This window comes from Streptomyces sp. NPDC005492, assembly GCF_040605995.1.
Classification (GTDB): Bacteria; Actinomycetota; Actinomycetes; order Streptomycetales; family Streptomycetaceae; genus Streptomyces.
In genome coordinates this window covers 85,005-100,673 of record NZ_JBEXDX010000032.1, presented here as the reverse complement: position 1 = coordinate 100,673, position 15,669 = coordinate 85,005, and the positions used below count along the sequence as shown (strand labels likewise).

Below are 15,669 nucleotides of genomic sequence, written 5' to 3'. Positions count from 1 at the left end.
CGGCTCGCGGCTCGCGGCTCGCGGCTCGCGGCTCGCGGCTCGCGGCTCGCGGCTCGCGGCTCGCGGCTCGCGGCTCGCGGCTCGCGGCTCGCGGCGATGTTGCATTTATCGCGTTTCAAGCCGGTTAGCAATCCTTTGGGAGGTGCCGTGGCAGAGATGGACGGACGTGTGACTTGTACACGGTAACGAATGACGTCGAGGTCAGGGGGCGGTGGTGTGGGACCGAGATGATGGTCCTTATGGACCGCAGCTGCTCGCGGCGGCCCACGCCGAACCCCGTCTGCGTCGACTGTTCCCGTGGACCGGCATGGGCGAGGTGCACTGGGTCGCCGGCCCCCTGCGCATCGAGTCCGTCGGACCGGCCGCAACGCCCGAACAAGCTGTCGCGATGGTGCTCGACCGTCTCCCTCCCGACTGTGGCCCCGCCTTCTTCGGAACCCGAGACGAACTCTGATCCCGGATGTCGAGAACGTGACACCGGCTCCGTCCCAGGGACAGCAGTGGCCACCACCGGCCGTACGAGGAAGCACGAGGAAGAAGGAGAAGCCAGCATGGCGATTCAGCGGATGGACAACGTCGGCATCGTCGTCGAGGACATGGACGCCGCCATCGCGTTCTTCGTGGAACTCGGTCTGGAGTTGGAGGGCAGGGGGGAGGTCGAGGGCCTCTTCGCCGACCAGTGCACCGGACTCGACGGCGTCCACTGTGACATCGCGATGGTCCGGACTCCGGACGGCCACAGCCGGCTTGAGCTGGCGAAGTACCGCAGCCCTACGGCGATCAGTGCCGGGCCGCGCAACCGGCCGCACAACATTCTGGGCACGCACCGCGTCATGTTCGCCGTGGACGACATCGAGGACACCGTTGCCCGACTGCGCCGCTCTCACGGCGCCGAACTCGTCGGCGAGATCGCCCGGTTCGAGGACAGCTATCTGCTCTGCTACCTCCGCGGCCCGGACGGCATCATCGTCGGCCTGGCCGAGCAACTGAACTGAGTGGTTGGCGCACCTCCGTACCGCGGACATCCACCCGGAGGTCAGCTCCGTCACCTTGGTGAGGACCGGGGTGAGGGACGAAGACGACCTCGAAGCTGTGCGTGAGGGCGCCCACGACGTGGGCCAGGAGGAAGGCGACGAGGAAGACGAGCAGCGCCCGGCGACGCGGCCACCGCAGGCTCAGCATCGCGACCAGCGGTGCACCGATCGGACGCGCGGCACACCGCTTCGAACCCCGCCGAACACCGCAACGGTCCGACCCGCCTGACCCGACAATGACGATCAGGTGGTGGGCAGAACGGGAAGGAGGCCGTGGATGCGGACCAGGGACAAGCGGCTCGCCGTGCTGGAGATGCTTGACGCGGGGGAGCGGGGAGGCGGCCACGGCTGGGTTCTGGACGATCAGGTCCCGAGCGCGGAGCAGCACGGCGTCGAACCAGTGGTGGGAGAGGGGCTGGCCGAACTGGCCGACCGGGACACCCGTGCCGAACTCTCCGCTCTCACCTCGCGGCCCGTGCGGTGGGCCGCGCGGCTGACTCCGTACGGGCGTGACGCTCTGCTCTACGCACATACCGTGCCGCTCCCGTTGTCGGACCGGGCTGAACCGGCCCCCGGTGAGCAGTGGGTGCACCTGCGGCCGGCGCAGATGGACGCCGTGCGCCGGTTCGTCGCCCTCGACTCCGATCTGGCCATCCCGCCCGCCGACGGACTCGCCGAGCGCGTCCGCACTGCGGACTTCAGCCGTCCGGAGAACCGCTGGCGGCTGTGCCTGACGCGGCAGCAGATCACCTCGGTCGCCTACGCCCTGTACCTGTACCGCCTCACCTGCTCCGAGGCGGAGGCCAACCGGTTCGCCCGTGACTACGACGTCATCTACCAGCCGCACCCGGACACGGGCGTGCCGACGGCTCGGTACGTCACCCGCGGGCCCGGCACGCCTCACGCCGCGGATCCACGGACCGCTCAGAGCTGAGACCACGCGAACTTCCCCCACCGGCAAGGGCGTTGGCCGCCAACCGAACCGGCGAGCAACGCCCTTCCGGAGGCGGGTGTCAGGCGGTGTCCGACGCCGCGCGGGGTTTGTGCCGACGCGCGGTGGCGGATCCGGCGCCGGTCACGCGGAGAAGGTCCAGTTTCCCCGCGTCTTCGCTTCCGGCCGCCGCCGTGTACGTGACCATGCGCAGGTCCGCGCCGGGGACGATGAGAACGTCGCAGTCGAGGTGGATGTCGCCGACCTCGGGGTGCCGGATCGTCTTGCGGTCGCTCGTGTGCTGAGCGGCAGTCTCGGTGGCCCACTGATGGGCGAAGGCGTCCGACACCTCTCGCAGTTCCCGTACGAGACGCTCGAGTTGGGCGTCCCTTGGGCAGCGGGACACCGCGTCCTTGAGGTCGGCGACGATCGACGCGGCGAAGGTGTCCGGTCCGCGCTCGGACCGGATGGAGAGCATCAAGGCATGAGCGGCGCCGTTGCCGAAGAGCGCGCGGGCGAGGTTCCGTTCGCTGACGGGGAGGACGGAGGGGTCGCCGAGCAGGGCGCACCATGCGGTGTTCCACCACACCAAGGTCCAGTCGGCGGCGAACACCCCGATCGGGACGTCGCCCAGGCGCGCGACGAGCCGTTGGATTCCGGCGGGCACATGGGTGTTGACCGTCCCGTCCTGGGGTGGCAGGAGCCCGGCGCTCCGGTACAACTGGTCGCGCTCCGTGCGGGACAACTGAAGGGCCCGGGCGAGAGCGCCGACGACCTGGGGCGAGGGGTTCTTCGCCCGTCCCTGTTCCAGGCGCAGGACGTAGTCGACGGAGAGCCCGGCCAACTGTGCGAGCTCCTCGCGGCGCAGGCCCGGCGCGCGACGCCCGGGCGTCACGGTGAAGCCGGCGTCCGCCGGGGGCAGGCGGTCGCGCCAGGCGCGCAGGAGTGCGGCGAAATCGGAGCGGGCGGAAGGCATGGATCCATTCTTGCCCCCGGGCCGTGGATGAGCCTGGGTACTGCCAGTCCTAGTGACGGGGACGGCACTGGCCGGCGTCGGCACGAGTGGCGAAGGTGAGGACGCGCCCAAGAGACCTGGGGGCGCCATCGGCTGACCAGCAGCATCGAAGGAGTTCCCATGCGGCACACCATCGTGATGACGGGAGCGAGCGGCGGGATCGGGCGGGTGGCGGCGGAGTGCATCCTGCGCCGTTCGCCGGACGCGCATCTCGTCGTCGTAGCACGCGGACCTTCCGGCGCACGGACGGCCGCGGAGCTCGGAATGGGCAGGCGCGCGGTCTCGCACGTCTCGGCGGACCTCGGCTCGCTGGAGAGCGTCCGCTCGGCCGCCACCGAGATCCGCGGCCGGCTGGAGCGGGGTGAACTGCCGCCGCTGCGCGGCTTCGTGGGCAACGCGGGCGTGCAGTACTCGAACGCGCTCACCGAGGGACCCGACGGGTTCGAGTCCACCTTCACCGTCAACGTGCTCGCCAACCACCTGTTCGTACGTCTTCTCCAGGACCGCTTCGCCGCTCCCGCCCGGATCGTGATCACGACCAGCGACACCCACTTCGGCGACTTCAGGCACAACCTGGGGCTGGTGCCGGGGCCGGTCTGGAAGTCCCCCGACGTCCTCGCCCGCACAGGAGCCTTCTCCGGCCCGGACACCGTGGCCGCCGGCCGTACCGCGTACTCGACGAGCAAGCTGGCGACGATCTACCTGGTGCACGAGTACGCGCGCCGGCTGCCGGCCGGAATCGACGCCCTCACCTACAACCCGGCGTTCGTCCCCGGCACGGGGCTCGCGCGCAACGCGGGACCCCTCTCCCGGTTCGCGATGCGGCGCATCATGCCGCCGCTGACCCTCACACCACTCGCCACCAGCCGCGACACCGCGGGCCGCCACCTTGCCGAGGTCGTCCTCGGCACACCCCGGGTACCGACCGGTTCCTACGTCGACCGCGGCCGCGCGGATCGCTCGTCGCAGGAGTCCTACGACCCACGGCGTGAAGCCGAACTCTGGGAGGCCGTCGAACGGTTCACCGCGGTATATGCGGTACATGCCGCCAGGACGGAGAGGGAGGCGGCGCAACCCGTCCCTCTCCCGGCTCCTGAATAGGCCTCAGCCGAGCGTCCACGTATCCGGCCGGCCTCGGCGTGTGTGCCGGGGAGCGGTGGCTACCCGCGCCCGGCGAAGGAAGAGAGTCCCCTGAACGTGGAATGGAGGAGGAAGAGATGACCAGCAGCACGGAGACCGGCGGCGCCACGGGTACGCCGGACAAGGACTACAACCTGGTCTGGTACGTGGAGGCGTGCTTGAGCAACGCGTTGCGCCTGGAGACGTACATCGCGGACGCGGAGCGCGACAAGGACACGGAGGTCGCGGATCTCTTCCGCAAGGCCCAGGCGGACAGCCGCAAGGGCGCTGAGCTGGGCAAGCGCCTGCTCCGCGCGCGACTGGACGGCGCCTGAGAGGCGGCCGTACGGCAACGCGTACGAGACCTGGACGGCAGGGCCGACCAGGTCTCGGTCAGGTCGGGCCCGGAGTCGGACCGACCGCGACCGGCGGCCCCGCCGAACTCGGACCCCCGACAGGGACGCGAAGCGCGCTGCGATTGCCGTGCCACGCCCGGAGGAGCTGCGTGCCGAGTCGGTCCTCCAGCAGGACCGTTGCCTGGATGCCGAAGACGATGTCCGGTTCCAGGCCGGGTTCGTTCTGCAGGAGGCCGCCGATCACTTCGTGGCGTACGACCTGTTCGTGGACGGCGTCGGCCTCGACGTGTTCGTCGTAGAAGCGTGCGGCGGCGGGTCCGGCGCCGGTGCGGCGCATGGCCTTGGCCAGTCGGCGTGAGCCGGGTGAGGAGGTCACCTCGACGGTGGCGAAGTGACCGACGAGTGCGCCGCGCAGGGCCCGGTGCAGTCCGAGAAGGGACATGAGGTTGACGGGGGCGAGGGCCTCGGCGGGGGCCGCGGGGAGGTAGTGGCCGTAGGCGGTCTCCAGGCCGAGGTCCGTCATGAGGTCGGCGAAGAGCCGGGCGTGGATGTCGTCCGCGCGCCCGGCGCCGAACTCGTCGAACTCCACCGCCACCATCGCCGCCTTGGCGCGCCCGTAGAGCCGGGGAAGGACCCAGGCGTGCGGATCCGCCTCCTTGAGGTGGTAGAGCGAGCGGAGCGCCGCGTACTCCCTGAGGTGGTGCAGGCCGCCCTCGTGCTGCAGGTAGTGGGTGACGCTGGTGGCGGGGTCGCCGACGGGTTCGGTCAGCAGTCCGTCGAGGGCCTGCCGCAGCGGCTGGGGGCCGGGAACGTCGGCGCGCAGGGCGGTGAGGAAGCGCTGTTCGAGCGTGCGGCGGAGAGCCAGGAGGTCCGGGTCCCACTCGCGGCTGTCGTCGACGCCGGTGAACCCCTGGTAGTGCAGTTCGTACAGGAGGTAGAGGGCGAGTTGCAGGTCCTCCCCGTACGGGTCGGCGCTCGTCGTCTCCTGCGGTGGTGGCGTGGTTCCTTCGCCGAGTGCGGAGATTACGGCGGCGGAGAGCGTTCCTCGGGGAGAGGGCAGGGGCGGGCTTTCGAGCCGGGCTTCCCGGGGGCCGGTCATCACTCGCCCCCCTTCTGGTCGTCGGGGGCGCGCCGGCCCCCCGGTTTCTCGTGGCGGCGGTGGCTGGTGTCGCACCAGGGGTAGGTGCGGCTGCGGCGGCAGGTGCAGACCGCGACCGTGAAGCGTCGCGAGACGACGACGCTGCCGTCGTCCATGGCCACCTCGACCGGCCCTTCCACGAGCAGGGGCCCGCCGGGGTCGACCCGGACGCGGCGCGGGCGTTCAGGCGTGTTCGGCACGGACGACCACCACTTCCTCCTCGTTCTCCTCGGCCATCAGGCCCTCGTGACGCAGCCAGGGAAGGCGGGAGCGCAGCACCGGTCCGAGGGGGATCAGCACGCGATCGGTGACCGTCGCCTTCATTCCGGCTCTCTCCAGCCGCTCCAGGGTGGCGTCGGTTCCGCACAGGCCCGAATGGACGAGCAGCAGGACTCCGCCGGCCCGCAGCGCCGAGGGCGCGTCGTCACAGATCCGGTCCACGAGCGCGCGGCCGTCACGCCCCGCGTCCCAGGACCGGGCCGGGCCCCGCCGGGGCAGACGGTCGATGGGGGAGGGGACGTAGGGCGGATTGCTGACGACCAGGTCGAAGGCGCGGCCGGGGACGGCATCCGTCAGATCCCCGCGGTGTACGACGACGTGTTGCCGCGCGACCAGCGCGTTGAGGCGCGCGGTGAGCACCGCGCGCCACGAGATGTCCACGGCGGTCACCCGCGCGCCCAGCCGCGCCGCCGCCACGGAGAGCGCTCCGGTTCCGGTTCCCAGATCCAGTACCTCCGAGCCGGGGGCCACGCCCTCGCGGCACAGGGCGCGGGTGAGGAGCCGGGTGTCGTGCTGGGGCCGGTAGACGCCGGGCGGTGCGAGGAGAAACGACGGCGTGGGGTGCGGGAGCGCTGCGGTGGCCATATTCACCTCCGGTACGTGAGTGGCTCGTGAGACGACTCGGTGCACTCCTGTCCCACCGGTCGCCCGGCGGGAGCCGCTCCCCACTGGGGTGCGGGCGTCCCGTCAGCGAGTCGGATCCCGTTCGACACTCGGGTCTGTTGACGCCGCGAGTGCCCCGACGCCCGTGATCCACACCTTGGCCCGACCGAGCACAGGGGGCGCAGGGGGCGCGACATGGATTCCGTCCCCGCGGGCACTCGGACATCTCCGGAACCACCACCCACCAGCGGGCCCCTGACCGGGACGGGCAGAGCGAGAAAGGCGACCGGCATGAACGACACCCCTCACGAGAACCCCGTCGAACGCCATCCCCGACCGGACTTCCCGCAGCAGGACCAGCAGCACCCGGGATGGTCCGGCCCGATGGATCCGCCGCCGGACCACGGTGAGGACTCCTACCGGGGCAGCGGGCAGTTGACGGACCGCAAGACGGTCCTGACCGGCGGCGATTCGGGCATCGGCCGGGCCGTCGCCCTCGCCTACGCCCGCGAGGGCGCGGACGTCCTGTTCACCTACCTGCCCGAGGAGGACGAGGAGGCCCGCGAGACCGCCCGCCTCGTCGAGGAAGCCGGCCGCAAGGCGATCGCGGTGCCCTGCGACATCCGCGACGAGGAGCAGTGCGGGCGGCTCGTCGAACGCGCGGTCGCGGAGTTCGGGCACATCGACATTCTGATCAACAACGCCGCCTACCAGATGTCGCAACCCGACGGTATCGGCGCCATCTCCACCGACCAGTTCGACCGGGTGGTGCGCACCAACCTCTACGGCATGTTCTGGCTGTGCAAGCTGGCCCTGCCGCACATTCCGGCGGGCGGCTCGATCATCAACACCACGTCCGTGCAGGCGTACAAGCCGAGCCCGCACCTGCTCGACTACGCCATGACCAAGGGCGCGATCGTGACGTTCACCCAGGGCCTGGCGCAGATGGTCGCCTCCGACGGAATCCGGGTGAACGCGGTGGCCCCCGGCCCGGTCTGGACACCGCTGATCCCCGCGACCATGCCGGACACCACCGAGTTCGGAAAGCAGGCACCGCTCGGACGTCCCGCCCAGCCCGCCGAAATGGCCCCCGCCTACGTCTTCCTCGCCTCCCAGCGCGCGAGCTTCATCACCGCGGAGGTCATGAACGCCACCGGCGGCACACCTCTGCCGTGACGGAAACGGAAGAGGCCTCGCGACTCTCTGCATGCCCTCGTCCACGACGGCTCCGGCGAGCCCACCGCCGGGGAATTCCTCCAGGCCTCACGACCACCTGAAGATCCCCGGCGGCATTCCGAAAACGTGACGGAATTCGACGATGTCCAGGAACCGCATGGGCGCGGGGGCTACCCGAGGGACATCGTCCTCACCGCGGTGAGCGACTTGCTCACCACCGATACCAGCGGCCCCTTGTTCCTCCTGTTCCGGCGCTGCGGAATACGAAGCCCAGGAGCCACAGGACCGCCACGATGATGGCGATCCACCACAGGATGTGAACAGCGAATCCAGCGCCGCCCAATATGAGGGCGAGGAGAAGAACAAGAATCAATGCGACCATTTCGATTCCCCTTTCCGAAAGGCCGAGTGCCCGCCGGACCGTAGGTCATGCTGCCCTCGTGTCTTCGCTCCCCGTGAGGGGAGGATGAACGACGTGGATGTGTATGAGGCCGTGGACAGTCGCCGGGCAGTGCGGGCGTTCAGCGACGAGCCGGTGTCCAAGGAGGTGCTCGAACGGGTGCTGTCCGCGGCGGCGCGGGCTCCGTCGAGTGGGAACCTCCAGCCGTGGCAGGTGTACGTCGTCACCGGCGAGCCCTTGGCCGAGCTGAAGAGACGCGCGACGGCCAGGGCGCTGGCGGGCGACCCGGGTGATGAGCGGGAGTATCCGATGTACCCGGCCGAGCTGACGCCGCCGTATCGGGACCGTTTCTCCGCCGCGGCCGCCCAGCGGTACGCGGCGCTGGGGATCGAGGGCGACGACCCCGACAGGCCCATGAAGATCGCGGCCCTGAACTCGGAGGCGTTCGGGGCGCCGGTCGTCCTCTTCTGCTACCTCGACCGGACGATGGGGCCCGGGCAGTGGGGGGACGCGGGGATGTACCTGCAGACGGTCATGCTGTTACTGAGGGCGGAGGGGCTGCACAGTTGCCCCCAGGTGATGTGGACGATGTATCGCAAGACGGTCGGCCAGACAGTGGGCGCCGATGACGGGCTGGCACTGTTCTGCGGTGTCTCGGTGGGTTTCGAGAGGGAAGGCGTGCCGCGACTGCGCACCGGGCGGGCGGACGTGACCGAAACCGTGAGATTCATCGGGGTGTGACCCGCTGACCCGTGCGTGGCCTGTCCGCACGGCACCACGTGGTCGACGTCTTCCTGACCGTCTCTTCTCCTCCGGTCGCGGGTCGGGCCGAAGCGGACGGGTACTCGGTCCGCGACATCTCCCGAAGGCGCGGAAAAGCGGAAGGGTGGCTCGACGTGACGGACAAGGACCCGCTGCGGACCTATCACGGAAAACGCGACTTCGGCCGGACCAGGGAGCCTCGGGGCAGGTCCGGCGGTGGTGACGACCGGCCGAGGTTCGTGGTGCAGATCCATGACGCGAGCACGATGCACTTCGACTTCCGTCTCCAGGTCGGCGGTGTGCTGAAGTCCTGGTCCGTGCCGAAGGGACCTTCCACCGATCCCGGGGACAAGCGGCTGGCCGTTCCCACCGAGGACCATCCGCTGGAGTACGAGGAGTTCGAGGGCGTGATCCCCGAGGGCCAGTACGGCGGTGGAACCGTCATCGTGTGGGACCACGGCACCTACCGGCCGCTGAGCCATGACCGGCGCGGCCGGCCCGTCCCGTTCGACGAGGCGCTCGCACGTGGCCACGCCACGTTCCGGCTCGACGGCTCCAAACTGCGCGGCGAGTACGCGCTCACCCGCTTCCGGGGCGGCACGAGCGACTCCGACGGGGGCGAGGCCTGGCTGCTGGTGAAGACCAGGGACGACGCCGCCCGGAAGGCGGGCCGGTCGACCCCCGATCCGCGCCGGGCCCGCTCGGTGCGCACCGGCCGCACGCTCCACCAGGTCGCCGCGGAGGCGCAAGAGGCTGCTGGGGAGCGATGACGCGGCTGCTCCCGGCAGCTCCTCGGTCGGAGCTGCCGGGAGCGGAACGGCGGATCAGCCGGGCCAGATGCCGGTCAGGCGCCGGGTCGCCACCGCGCCACCGCGGTCGACAGCCGCTTTGACCCCGGCGAAGATCGCGCCCTGCAGTACGGCGGCCAGCAGCACCTCGCGCCACCGGCGGTCCTCGTCCGTGGCGTCGGGCGCGTCCTTGTCGTGGCCGAGCACCTTCCACGCCTGCTTGAACAGCGCGCCGGCCGCCATGCCACTGAGCGCGCCGAGCGCCAGTCCGACGGGCTTGTAGGCCACCTTGGAGGCTTTCATCCGGACCTCCTGTTTCCTCGCTTCTTTCTTCTTCGTCACTTCTTCTTACGACGCAGCAGCACACAGAGGATCAGGAAGGCCACGCCCGCACCGATCAGGGCGGTGCGGTTGTTCCGCACGGGCTCCGGCGCCTTGGTCTGCCACATCTGTTCCGCCTGCGACGCCTTGGCCTTCACCTGCTCGGCGGCCACGGCTGCCTTGTCCTTGACCGTGTCGGGCACCTTGTCCTGCAACGCGTGCGAGGCCTCGGATGCCTTCACCTTGGCCTGTCCCTTCAGTTCCGCGGCCTTGGCCGTCGTCTGCTCCTTGAGGGCGGTGGCCTTCTCCTGCGCGCGGGCCTTGACGTCGGCCTTGTCGGCCAGGGCCTGGACCGTGTCGCCCAGTTCGTGGCGGGTCTGCTCGACCTGCTCGCGGAGTTCTTCCGTGCTCGCGGCGGTCGGCTCGTCGTGGGGTGGTTGCGTCATCGCTTGGCACTCTCCTTGATCTCGGCCACATCGGCCTTCACGCTGTCGATGGTCTGCTCGGGAGCGGGCGGGGCCGCCTGGCCGACCTCCTTCTTTCCGGTCAGGGCCAGCACCGCGGCCAACAGGCCGAGAACCCCGGTCACGATCAGGGCCGCGGCCCAGACCGGCAGCGGCACCGCAAGGGCCGCGATCCCGGCCGTGACCAGCGCCTGAAGGGTGAGGAAGCCGAACAGGCCGGCCCCGCCGAAGAGCCCGCCGCCCTTGCCGTAGAGCTTGCCCTTCTCCTTCATCTCCGCCTGGGCCAGACGCATCTCGCCACGCACCAGCTCCGAGAGCTGCTGCGAGGCACGCTGCACCAGCTCACCGACCGGCTCTTCGGCCGCGTCACTGTGCCGGGTAGTGCTGCCGGTCGTGTACCTACCTGTGTCATCCATGACTCGCCCTCCTTCGCCGTGACGTCCAAGTACCCCCGAATACGAGAACGACAGCCGCGTCGAGCCCGTTTGTTAACGGGCGGCCCTGGCCCCTCCGCACGATCATTGGCCGGAGGTTCCACTCCGGGTGTGTGAGGCAAAAGAACGCGGGCATCCGATGGTCCGGAGGTTGATAACTATGGTTCCCCTGCTTCTTGTACTCCTGCTCGCCCTGATTCTCTTCGGCGCGGGATTCGCGCTGAAGGCTTTGTGGTTCGTCGCCGTCATCGTGCTGGCGGTCTGGCTGGTCGGATTCGTCGCTCGCCCGAGGGGCGGAACCGGACGCTGGTACCGCTGGTAGACCTGGCGGACGACATCTCATTACATGCGGGCCCCGGTCTTGGACCGGGGCCCGCATGTTAATGCGCCACCACTAATGGGGCCCTGCTGCTTTCGAGGCCCCGAACCTTCGGCAACGCAGACCGTGCCCGGAATTCAGAATGGCGGATGAATCTTCGTAGCCGGTGGGGGCACCCGGCGGGGGTCAGTGTCCACCCCCTTCCGGAGAGATCATGACCGAGAAGACCGAGAGCCTGAAGTCCAGCCGATCCTGCAAGGTGTGCGGCACGCCGGCCGGAGACGGGACGCTGTGCGAGCGCTGCGGGGCCGTCCTGCAGCTTCCGGACGAGGCGAGCCTCGTCGAGGACGAAGGCGCGGCCGTACGACGGGACTTCGAGGGGCGCGGCGGGCAACCCGGCGGAGAGGGACCGCAACAGGACGAGCGGGTGGCGGACGGCCAGGCGGGCGGTGCGCACCGCGCCACCCCGGCAGATCCGGCATCCGCCTCCGAACAGCCCGCACCGCTGCGGGCAGTGAGGCACCTGAGGCACATGCGGGCCTTCTACGGAGCAGGCGTCGCCCTCTGGATGGTCTCGACCGCCTGGACGGCATGGGACTCTCCCGGAAGCCGACCGATGTGGACGTCGGTGCTTCTCTTCGTCGTCTTCACCGGCCTGCTGGCCCTGGCGACCGTGTGGCTGCGGCGCCTTGAGGACACGAGCGGCTCCGGGTCCGCCCGGCACGCCGCACAGCGAGCGCCCATTGTCCCGCGCGTCAGGGCCTCCCACTCCTGAACTCACCCGTACGCGCGACGGGGGCCGGCGCGTGTGTCAACTGTCGTACCGAGGGGCACCCGTCGGCAGCGTTTGATCCCCTGCCTGCCGGAGCGCTGATCGCACCGCGCGTGGCGCTCCCCTCCCGAAGATCGGAACTTCGATGAGCGACAAGAACCCCGTGTCGGCCGCCGCCGAGAAAGTGGTCGAGAAGGTCCAGGACGCTGTCCGCGGCGGAAACGAGATCCCCGGTGCCCCGGGCGTCCGAGCCGCCTCGGTCGAGGAGCCGACACAGCCGCGGGAGCCGCTCCCGCCGAAGCCCGACCAGCGCGGACCCGACACCTACAGCCCGACCGGGCAGCCCACCGGTGCTCCGCGGAACGAGGTCGCCCAGGACGGCGCCTACCTCACCACCGCACAGGGTGCGCGCCTGTACGACACCGACCACTCGCTGAAGGCGGGTCCCCGCGGCCCGGTCCTGCTCCAGGACCACCATCTGCGGGAGAAGATCACCCACTTCGACCACGAACGCATCCCCGAGCGGGTGGTGCACGCCCGTGGCGCCGCCGCGCACGGAGTGTTCCGGGGCTACGGCACCGCCGCGGGGATCACCCGGGCCGCCTTCCTCGCCGAGGGCGTCGAGACACCGGTGTTCGTCCGCTTCTCCACCGTCCTGGGCTCGCGCGGCTCGGCCGACACCGTGCGCGACACCCGGGGGTTCGCGACGAAGTTCTACACCGACGAGGGCGTCTTCGACCTGGTCGGCAACAACATCCCGGTGTTCTTCATCCAGGACGCGATCAAGTTCCCCGATGTCATCCACGCGGGCAAGCCGCATCCGGACCGGGAGATCCCGCAGGCGCAGAGCGCGCACGACACGTTCTGGGACTTCGTCACGCTCCACACCGAGGCGACCCACCACACGCTGTGGAACATGTCCGACCGGGGCATCCCGCGCTCCTACCGGATGATGGAGGGCTTCGGCGTCCACACCTTCCGGCTGGTGAACGCCGAGGGCGCCACCACGCTGGTGAAGTTCCACTGGAAGCCGAAACTGGGTGTGCACTCACTGGTGTGGGAGGAAGCCCAGATCACCGCGGGCGTGGACCCCGACTTCCACCGCCGTGACCTCGCGGACGCGATCGAGGCGGGCGCGTTCCCGCAGTGGGAACTGGGTGTGCAGACCTTCCCGGACACCGAGGACCAGATGTTCGAGGGCATCGACCTGCTCGACCCGACGAAGATCGTCCCCGAGGAGCTGGCTCCGGTCCGCCCGATCGGCCTGATGACCCTCAACGCCAACCCGTCGAACTACTTCGCCGAGACCGAGCAGGTCGCCTTCCACGTCGGGCACCTGGTGCCCGGCATCGACGTCACCAACGACCCGCTGATGCAGGGACGGCTCTTCTCCTACCTCGACACCCAGCTCACCCGGCTGGGCGGCCCGAATTTCGCGCAGCTCCCGATCAACCGCACGCACGTGCCCGTCAACGACATGCTGCGCGACGGCATGCACCAGACCGCGGTCCACCGAGGCGTGGCGCCGTACCGGCCCAACTCCCTCGACGGCGGCTGCCCGTTCCTCGCCGGCGCGGACACCGGGGCGTACATCGAGGTACCCGTCGAGGTCCCCGCCGCCCGCAAGGTGCGGGACGCGGCGGTCTCCTTCGACGACCACTTCAGCCAGGCCCGCCTGTTCTGGCTCAGCATGTCTCCCACCGAGCGCGAACACATCGTCGCCGCCTACACCTTCGAGCTCGGCAAGTGCTGGGAGACCGCCGTCAAGGAACGGGCGCTGCGGGTGCTCGCCAACATCGACCCGGACCTCTGCACACAGGTCGCGGCCGGCCTGGGACTTCCGGCCCCGGAAGCGAGCCTCCCCCTGGCATCGGTCGAACCGAGCCCCGCACTCTCCCAACTCGGCCGGGAATGGCCGGTGGAGGGCCGGATCATCGGCATCGTCACCAGCGGCGCGGACGACCTGGACGGCGTACGCGAACTGCGCCGGGCCGTCCTGGACGCCGACATGGTCCCGCTGGTCATCGCACCGTCAGGCGGCAAGCTGGACCCGGACGGCGAACCGCTCACCGTGCAGCGCACCTTCGCCACCGCCCGGTCCACCGAGTTCGACGCGATCGTACTGGCCGGTGCCCCGGCTCCGTCCGCCGACGCCTACGGTGCCCGCGACGCCAAGGCCGACGACGACGCCGCCCTGGCCACCGCGCTCGACCCCCGCCTGCTGCTGATGCTCACCGAGGCGTACCGCCACGGCAAGGTCATCGCGGCCTGGGGCGAAGGAGCCGGCGCCCTGGAGGCGGCCGGTCTGCCCGAGGGCCCCGAGGGAGTGGTCTTCGCCACGGCCGCGTCCGAGGTACTGCGGCCCGTGACGCATCTCCTCGCGGGCCACCGCGCCTGGGGCCGCTTCACCCCTGCCCTGTGACCGGCGGTCCGCTCGCCGAACAAGAGTGCTGGAGCGGAAATTCGCCTGCGCGTGCGGTGGCGGGGCCACCCTTGTGAAGGGTCACCCCTTGTCTTTCTCGTCGTCTCCTTCCTCCGCGCGGGAGAGGAGCGGGACTGTGCAGTGGTGAAGCGCGTTCGCGGATTCAAAGAACTATTCCCGGTGAACGCGCCACGTGGAGTGCGCGGCGACTCCGGAGCACGTTTCAAAGGGATTCTGAGCCGCGGGTTTACGTCATCTCTGGTGAGGCGCCGGGGGCGCCGTCTTCGGAGAGGAAGCCGTCGCGCAATTGCAAGGGCGCCATGCCGTGCCAGCGGCGGACCGCCCGGCGCAGGGCGCGTTCGTCGGAGAAGCCCGCCTGGCGTGCCACCTCACGCAGGGTCAGATGGGGGCGGTGCAGGAGTTGTTCGACGCGTTCGCGGCGGACGCCCTCGACGATGGCCTCGTAGGAGGTGTCGCAGTCGGCCAGGCGGCGGCGCAGGGTGCGTTCGCTCGACGCGTGTCTGCGGGCCTGTTCGGAGAAGGAAGGGACGAACGGGAGGCTCTGCGCGACGGAGATCTCCAGTACCTCCAGGAGGTCCTGCTGTCGGCGGCGCGAAGCCATCTGCGCATCGAGCAGTTCGAGGGTCGAGGCACAGGTGACCGGATCGCGGCCCGGCATCGGCCGGTTGATCCATGCCTGCGGAACGACCAGCCGGTTGCCGGCGGCGCCGAAATGCAGGGGGCAGCGGAAGAGGTCGCGGAACGGCTGGACGTCCCGCGGAGCGGGGAAGGTGAAGTCGATCTTCTGCGGCGTGAGGTCGGCGCCCGCGGCGAGGCGGGCCAGGGTGACGACGCTGGAGAACGCCTCCTCGACGAGGAAGACGGCGACGTTCGGGTCGATCATCGGATCCGGGAGGTCGGCCCGGACCACGTAGTCGGAGTCCTCCCGGCCGGCCGACCAGACGGTCATGGCCCCGGACACGTTCTGGAAGCGCACCCCCGCCTCGATGGCGGCCTGGAGGGTGTCGCTGGCGAGCATGGCGAAGCCCAGGAGACCCCACGCGGTGAGGTGCTGTGCGGCTCCGACCCGCAGCCCCAGGTTCTCGTCCCCGGTGAGTTCGACGGCGCGCCGGATGACGGCGCTGCCCTGGCGGTAGGAGACGCGCAGGGCCGCCGATTCCATCAGGGTCTCGGTGAGGCCCACATGTGTCAGTTCCGGTTGCAGGTCGACGCCGTACTCCCCGGTGATCCGGCTGAGGTAGCGCAGGATGTTCGGGGAGATCGTGGCCGACGTGCTGCGGGTGGTGCCGTTCTCCGGACGGGGTGGATCGGGCAT

General features: G+C 70.2%; 20 protein-coding genes and 1 pseudogene. 11 read left to right on the top strand and 10 right to left on the bottom strand.

The genetic code is table 11. The features are described from left to right. Positions 1-211 precede the first annotated feature (211 nt). Positions 212-454 carry a DUF6193 family natural product biosynthesis protein gene (locus tag ABZT04_RS32800; protein WP_356060636.1) on the top strand — a complete coding sequence of 81 codons (243 nt, stop codon included), beginning with the start codon at positions 212-214 and terminating at the stop codon, positions 452-454. Positions 455-551: 97 nt separating this feature from the next. Next, the gene (locus ABZT04_RS32795; RefSeq protein ID WP_356060634.1) at positions 552-995 is read left to right on the top strand and encodes a VOC family protein; all 444 of its coding nucleotides are present in this window, start codon (positions 552-554) and stop codon (positions 993-995) included. 82 nt (positions 996-1,077) lie between these two features. Here ABZT04_RS32795 and ABZT04_RS32790 read toward each other — a convergent pair. Further along, positions 1,078-1,203: pseudogene (locus ABZT04_RS32790) on the bottom strand (Cmx/CmrA family chloramphenicol efflux MFS transporter); the annotation flags it as partial. A gap of 108 nt (positions 1,204-1,311) precedes the next feature. Between ABZT04_RS32790 and ABZT04_RS32785 the strand changes: the two are divergent. After that, complete coding sequence (locus ABZT04_RS32785) at positions 1,312-1,968, top strand: DUF6417 family protein (protein WP_356060632.1); 657 nt, start codon at positions 1,312-1,314, stop codon at positions 1,966-1,968. A gap of 79 nt (positions 1,969-2,047) precedes the next feature. Here the strand turns inward: ABZT04_RS32785 and ABZT04_RS32780 are convergent, their stop codons facing one another. After that, the gene (locus ABZT04_RS32780) at positions 2,048-2,941 is read right to left on the bottom strand and encodes a helix-turn-helix transcriptional regulator (protein ID WP_356060630.1); all 894 of its coding nucleotides are present in this window, start codon (positions 2,939-2,941) and stop codon (positions 2,048-2,050) included. 159 nt (positions 2,942-3,100) lie between these two features. On the opposite strand from ABZT04_RS32780, the gene ABZT04_RS32775 reads away from it, so the two are divergent. Both ABZT04_RS32775 and ABZT04_RS32770 read left to right on the top strand, forming a co-directional pair. Then, positions 3,101-4,081 carry an SDR family NAD(P)-dependent oxidoreductase gene (locus ABZT04_RS32775; RefSeq protein WP_356060628.1) on the top strand — a complete coding sequence of 327 codons (981 nt, stop codon included), beginning with the start codon at positions 3,101-3,103 and terminating at the stop codon, positions 4,079-4,081. A 116-nt stretch (positions 4,082-4,197) separates the two neighbouring features. Then, positions 4,198-4,434, top strand: a complete 237-nt coding sequence (locus tag ABZT04_RS32770; protein WP_356060626.1) for a hypothetical protein — start codon at positions 4,198-4,200, stop codon at positions 4,432-4,434. Positions 4,435-4,492: 58 nt separating this feature from the next. On the opposite strand, the gene ABZT04_RS32765 is transcribed toward ABZT04_RS32770, so the two are convergent. From ABZT04_RS32765 to ABZT04_RS32755, 3 genes are read right to left on the bottom strand one after another with little or no spacing between them, the layout of a single operon-like run. After that, positions 4,493-5,554, bottom strand: a complete 1,062-nt coding sequence (locus tag ABZT04_RS32765; protein ID WP_356060624.1) for an iron-containing redox enzyme family protein — start codon at positions 5,552-5,554, stop codon at positions 4,493-4,495. Next, the gene (locus ABZT04_RS32760; RefSeq protein ID WP_356060622.1) at positions 5,554-5,793 is read right to left on the bottom strand and encodes a CDGSH iron-sulfur domain-containing protein; all 240 of its coding nucleotides are present in this window, start codon (positions 5,791-5,793) and stop codon (positions 5,554-5,556) included. Before ABZT04_RS32760 ends, ABZT04_RS32765 begins: the two co-directional genes overlap by 1 nt. After that, on the bottom strand, positions 5,777-6,457 hold the full coding sequence (locus ABZT04_RS32755; protein ID WP_356060620.1) for a HemK2/MTQ2 family protein methyltransferase: 681 nt from the start codon (positions 6,455-6,457) through the stop codon (positions 5,777-5,779). The genes ABZT04_RS32760 and ABZT04_RS32755 overlap by 17 nt, the downstream gene beginning before the upstream one ends. 309 nt (positions 6,458-6,766) lie before the next feature. Here ABZT04_RS32755 and ABZT04_RS32750 point away from each other — a divergent pair, with 309 nt between their 5' ends. Then, positions 6,767-7,651, top strand: a complete 885-nt coding sequence (locus tag ABZT04_RS32750) for an SDR family oxidoreductase (protein WP_356060618.1) — start codon at positions 6,767-6,769, stop codon at positions 7,649-7,651. Between the two features lie 211 nt (positions 7,652-7,862). On the opposite strand, the gene ABZT04_RS32745 is transcribed toward ABZT04_RS32750, so the two are convergent. Continuing rightward, positions 7,863-8,033, bottom strand: a complete 171-nt coding sequence (locus ABZT04_RS32745; RefSeq protein WP_356060616.1) for a hydrophobic protein — start codon at positions 8,031-8,033, stop codon at positions 7,863-7,865. A 93-nt stretch (positions 8,034-8,126) separates the two neighbouring features. Here ABZT04_RS32745 and ABZT04_RS32740 point away from each other — a divergent pair, with 93 nt between their 5' ends. Next, on the top strand, positions 8,127-8,792 hold the full coding sequence (locus ABZT04_RS32740) for a nitroreductase (RefSeq protein WP_356060614.1): 666 nt from the start codon (positions 8,127-8,129) through the stop codon (positions 8,790-8,792). A 155-nt stretch (positions 8,793-8,947) separates the two neighbouring features. Then, positions 8,948-9,583 carry a DNA polymerase ligase N-terminal domain-containing protein gene (locus tag ABZT04_RS32735; RefSeq protein ID WP_356060611.1) on the top strand — a complete coding sequence of 212 codons (636 nt, stop codon included), beginning with the start codon at positions 8,948-8,950 and terminating at the stop codon, positions 9,581-9,583. Between the two features lie 54 nt (positions 9,584-9,637). Here the strand turns inward: ABZT04_RS32735 and ABZT04_RS32730 are convergent, their stop codons facing one another. Genes ABZT04_RS32730 through ABZT04_RS32720 form a run of 3 tightly spaced genes read right to left on the bottom strand, consistent with a single transcriptional unit; the run spans position 9,638 to position 10,802 of the window. Beyond that, positions 9,638-9,904 carry a DUF4235 domain-containing protein gene (locus ABZT04_RS32730; RefSeq protein ID WP_356060609.1) on the bottom strand — a complete coding sequence of 89 codons (267 nt, stop codon included), beginning with the start codon at positions 9,902-9,904 and terminating at the stop codon, positions 9,638-9,640. Positions 9,905-9,939: 35 nt separating this feature from the next. Continuing rightward, positions 9,940-10,368, bottom strand: coding sequence for a DUF3618 domain-containing protein (locus tag ABZT04_RS32725; RefSeq protein ID WP_356060607.1), 429 nt, complete (start codon positions 10,366-10,368; stop codon positions 9,940-9,942). Then, a complete protein-coding gene (locus ABZT04_RS32720) occupies positions 10,365-10,802 on the bottom strand; it encodes a phage holin family protein (RefSeq protein ID WP_356060605.1) in 438 nt (145 codons plus the stop codon). Before ABZT04_RS32720 ends, ABZT04_RS32725 begins: the two co-directional genes overlap by 4 nt. Positions 10,803-10,980: 178 nt before the next feature. On the opposite strand from ABZT04_RS32720, the gene ABZT04_RS32715 reads away from it, so the two are divergent. The 3 genes from ABZT04_RS32715 to ABZT04_RS32705 all read left to right on the top strand — a co-directional run bounded on the left by ABZT04_RS32715 (position 10,981) and on the right by ABZT04_RS32705 (position 14,333). Next, entirely contained in the window at positions 10,981-11,142 is a 162-nt protein-coding gene (locus tag ABZT04_RS32715; protein WP_356060603.1) for a hydrophobic protein, read from the top strand. A gap of 211 nt (positions 11,143-11,353) precedes the next feature. After that, entirely contained in the window at positions 11,354-11,914 is a 561-nt protein-coding gene (locus ABZT04_RS32710; protein WP_356060601.1) for a hypothetical protein, read from the top strand. A gap of 142 nt (positions 11,915-12,056) precedes the next feature. Next, positions 12,057-14,333 (top strand): catalase, encoded by a 2,277-nt coding sequence (locus tag ABZT04_RS32705; RefSeq protein ID WP_356060599.1) that lies wholly within the window; start codon positions 12,057-12,059, stop codon positions 14,331-14,333. Between the two features lie 247 nt (positions 14,334-14,580). Here the strand turns inward: ABZT04_RS32705 and ABZT04_RS32700 are convergent, their stop codons facing one another. Then, entirely contained in the window at positions 14,581-15,669 is a 1,089-nt protein-coding gene (locus tag ABZT04_RS32700) for an AraC family transcriptional regulator ligand-binding domain-containing protein (RefSeq protein WP_356060597.1), read from the bottom strand.

What these genes read in the sequence shown, in the direction of transcription:
- ABZT04_RS32715 (WP_356060603.1), top strand. Translation starts at nt 10,981, where the DNA reads ATGGTTCCCCTGCTTCTTGTACTCCTGCTCGCCCTGATTCTCTTCGGC.
- ABZT04_RS32700 (WP_356060597.1), bottom strand. Translation starts at nt 15,669, where the DNA reads ATGCCCGATCCACCCCGTCCGGAGAACGGCACCACCCGCAGCACGTCG.
- ABZT04_RS32745 (WP_356060616.1), bottom strand. Translation starts at nt 8,033, where the DNA reads ATGGTCGCATTGATTCTTGTTCTTCTCCTCGCCCTCATATTGGGCGGC.
- ABZT04_RS32755 (WP_356060620.1), bottom strand. Translation starts at nt 6,457, where the DNA reads ATGGCCACCGCAGCGCTCCCGCACCCCACGCCGTCGTTTCTCCTCGCA.
- ABZT04_RS32785 (WP_356060632.1), top strand. Translation starts at nt 1,312, where the DNA reads ATGCGGACCAGGGACAAGCGGCTCGCCGTGCTGGAGATGCTTGACGCG.
- ABZT04_RS32770 (WP_356060626.1), top strand. Translation starts at nt 4,198, where the DNA reads ATGACCAGCAGCACGGAGACCGGCGGCGCCACGGGTACGCCGGACAAG.
- ABZT04_RS32775 (WP_356060628.1), top strand. Translation starts at nt 3,101, where the DNA reads ATGCGGCACACCATCGTGATGACGGGAGCGAGCGGCGGGATCGGGCGG.
- ABZT04_RS32780 (WP_356060630.1), bottom strand. Translation starts at nt 2,941, where the DNA reads ATGCCTTCCGCCCGCTCCGATTTCGCCGCACTCCTGCGCGCCTGGCGC.
- ABZT04_RS32730 (WP_356060609.1), bottom strand. Translation starts at nt 9,904, where the DNA reads ATGAAAGCCTCCAAGGTGGCCTACAAGCCCGTCGGACTGGCGCTCGGC.
- ABZT04_RS32725 (WP_356060607.1), bottom strand. Translation starts at nt 10,368, where the DNA reads ATGACGCAACCACCCCACGACGAGCCGACCGCCGCGAGCACGGAAGAA.
- ABZT04_RS32720 (WP_356060605.1), bottom strand. Translation starts at nt 10,802, where the DNA reads ATGGATGACACAGGTAGGTACACGACCGGCAGCACTACCCGGCACAGT.
- ABZT04_RS32750 (WP_356060618.1), top strand. Translation starts at nt 6,767, where the DNA reads ATGAACGACACCCCTCACGAGAACCCCGTCGAACGCCATCCCCGACCG.
- ABZT04_RS32795 (WP_356060634.1), top strand. Translation starts at nt 552, where the DNA reads ATGGCGATTCAGCGGATGGACAACGTCGGCATCGTCGTCGAGGACATG.
- ABZT04_RS32710 (WP_356060601.1), top strand. Translation starts at nt 11,354, where the DNA reads ATGACCGAGAAGACCGAGAGCCTGAAGTCCAGCCGATCCTGCAAGGTG.
- ABZT04_RS32765 (WP_356060624.1), bottom strand. Translation starts at nt 5,554, where the DNA reads ATGACCGGCCCCCGGGAAGCCCGGCTCGAAAGCCCGCCCCTGCCCTCT.
- ABZT04_RS32705 (WP_356060599.1), top strand. Translation starts at nt 12,057, where the DNA reads ATGAGCGACAAGAACCCCGTGTCGGCCGCCGCCGAGAAAGTGGTCGAG.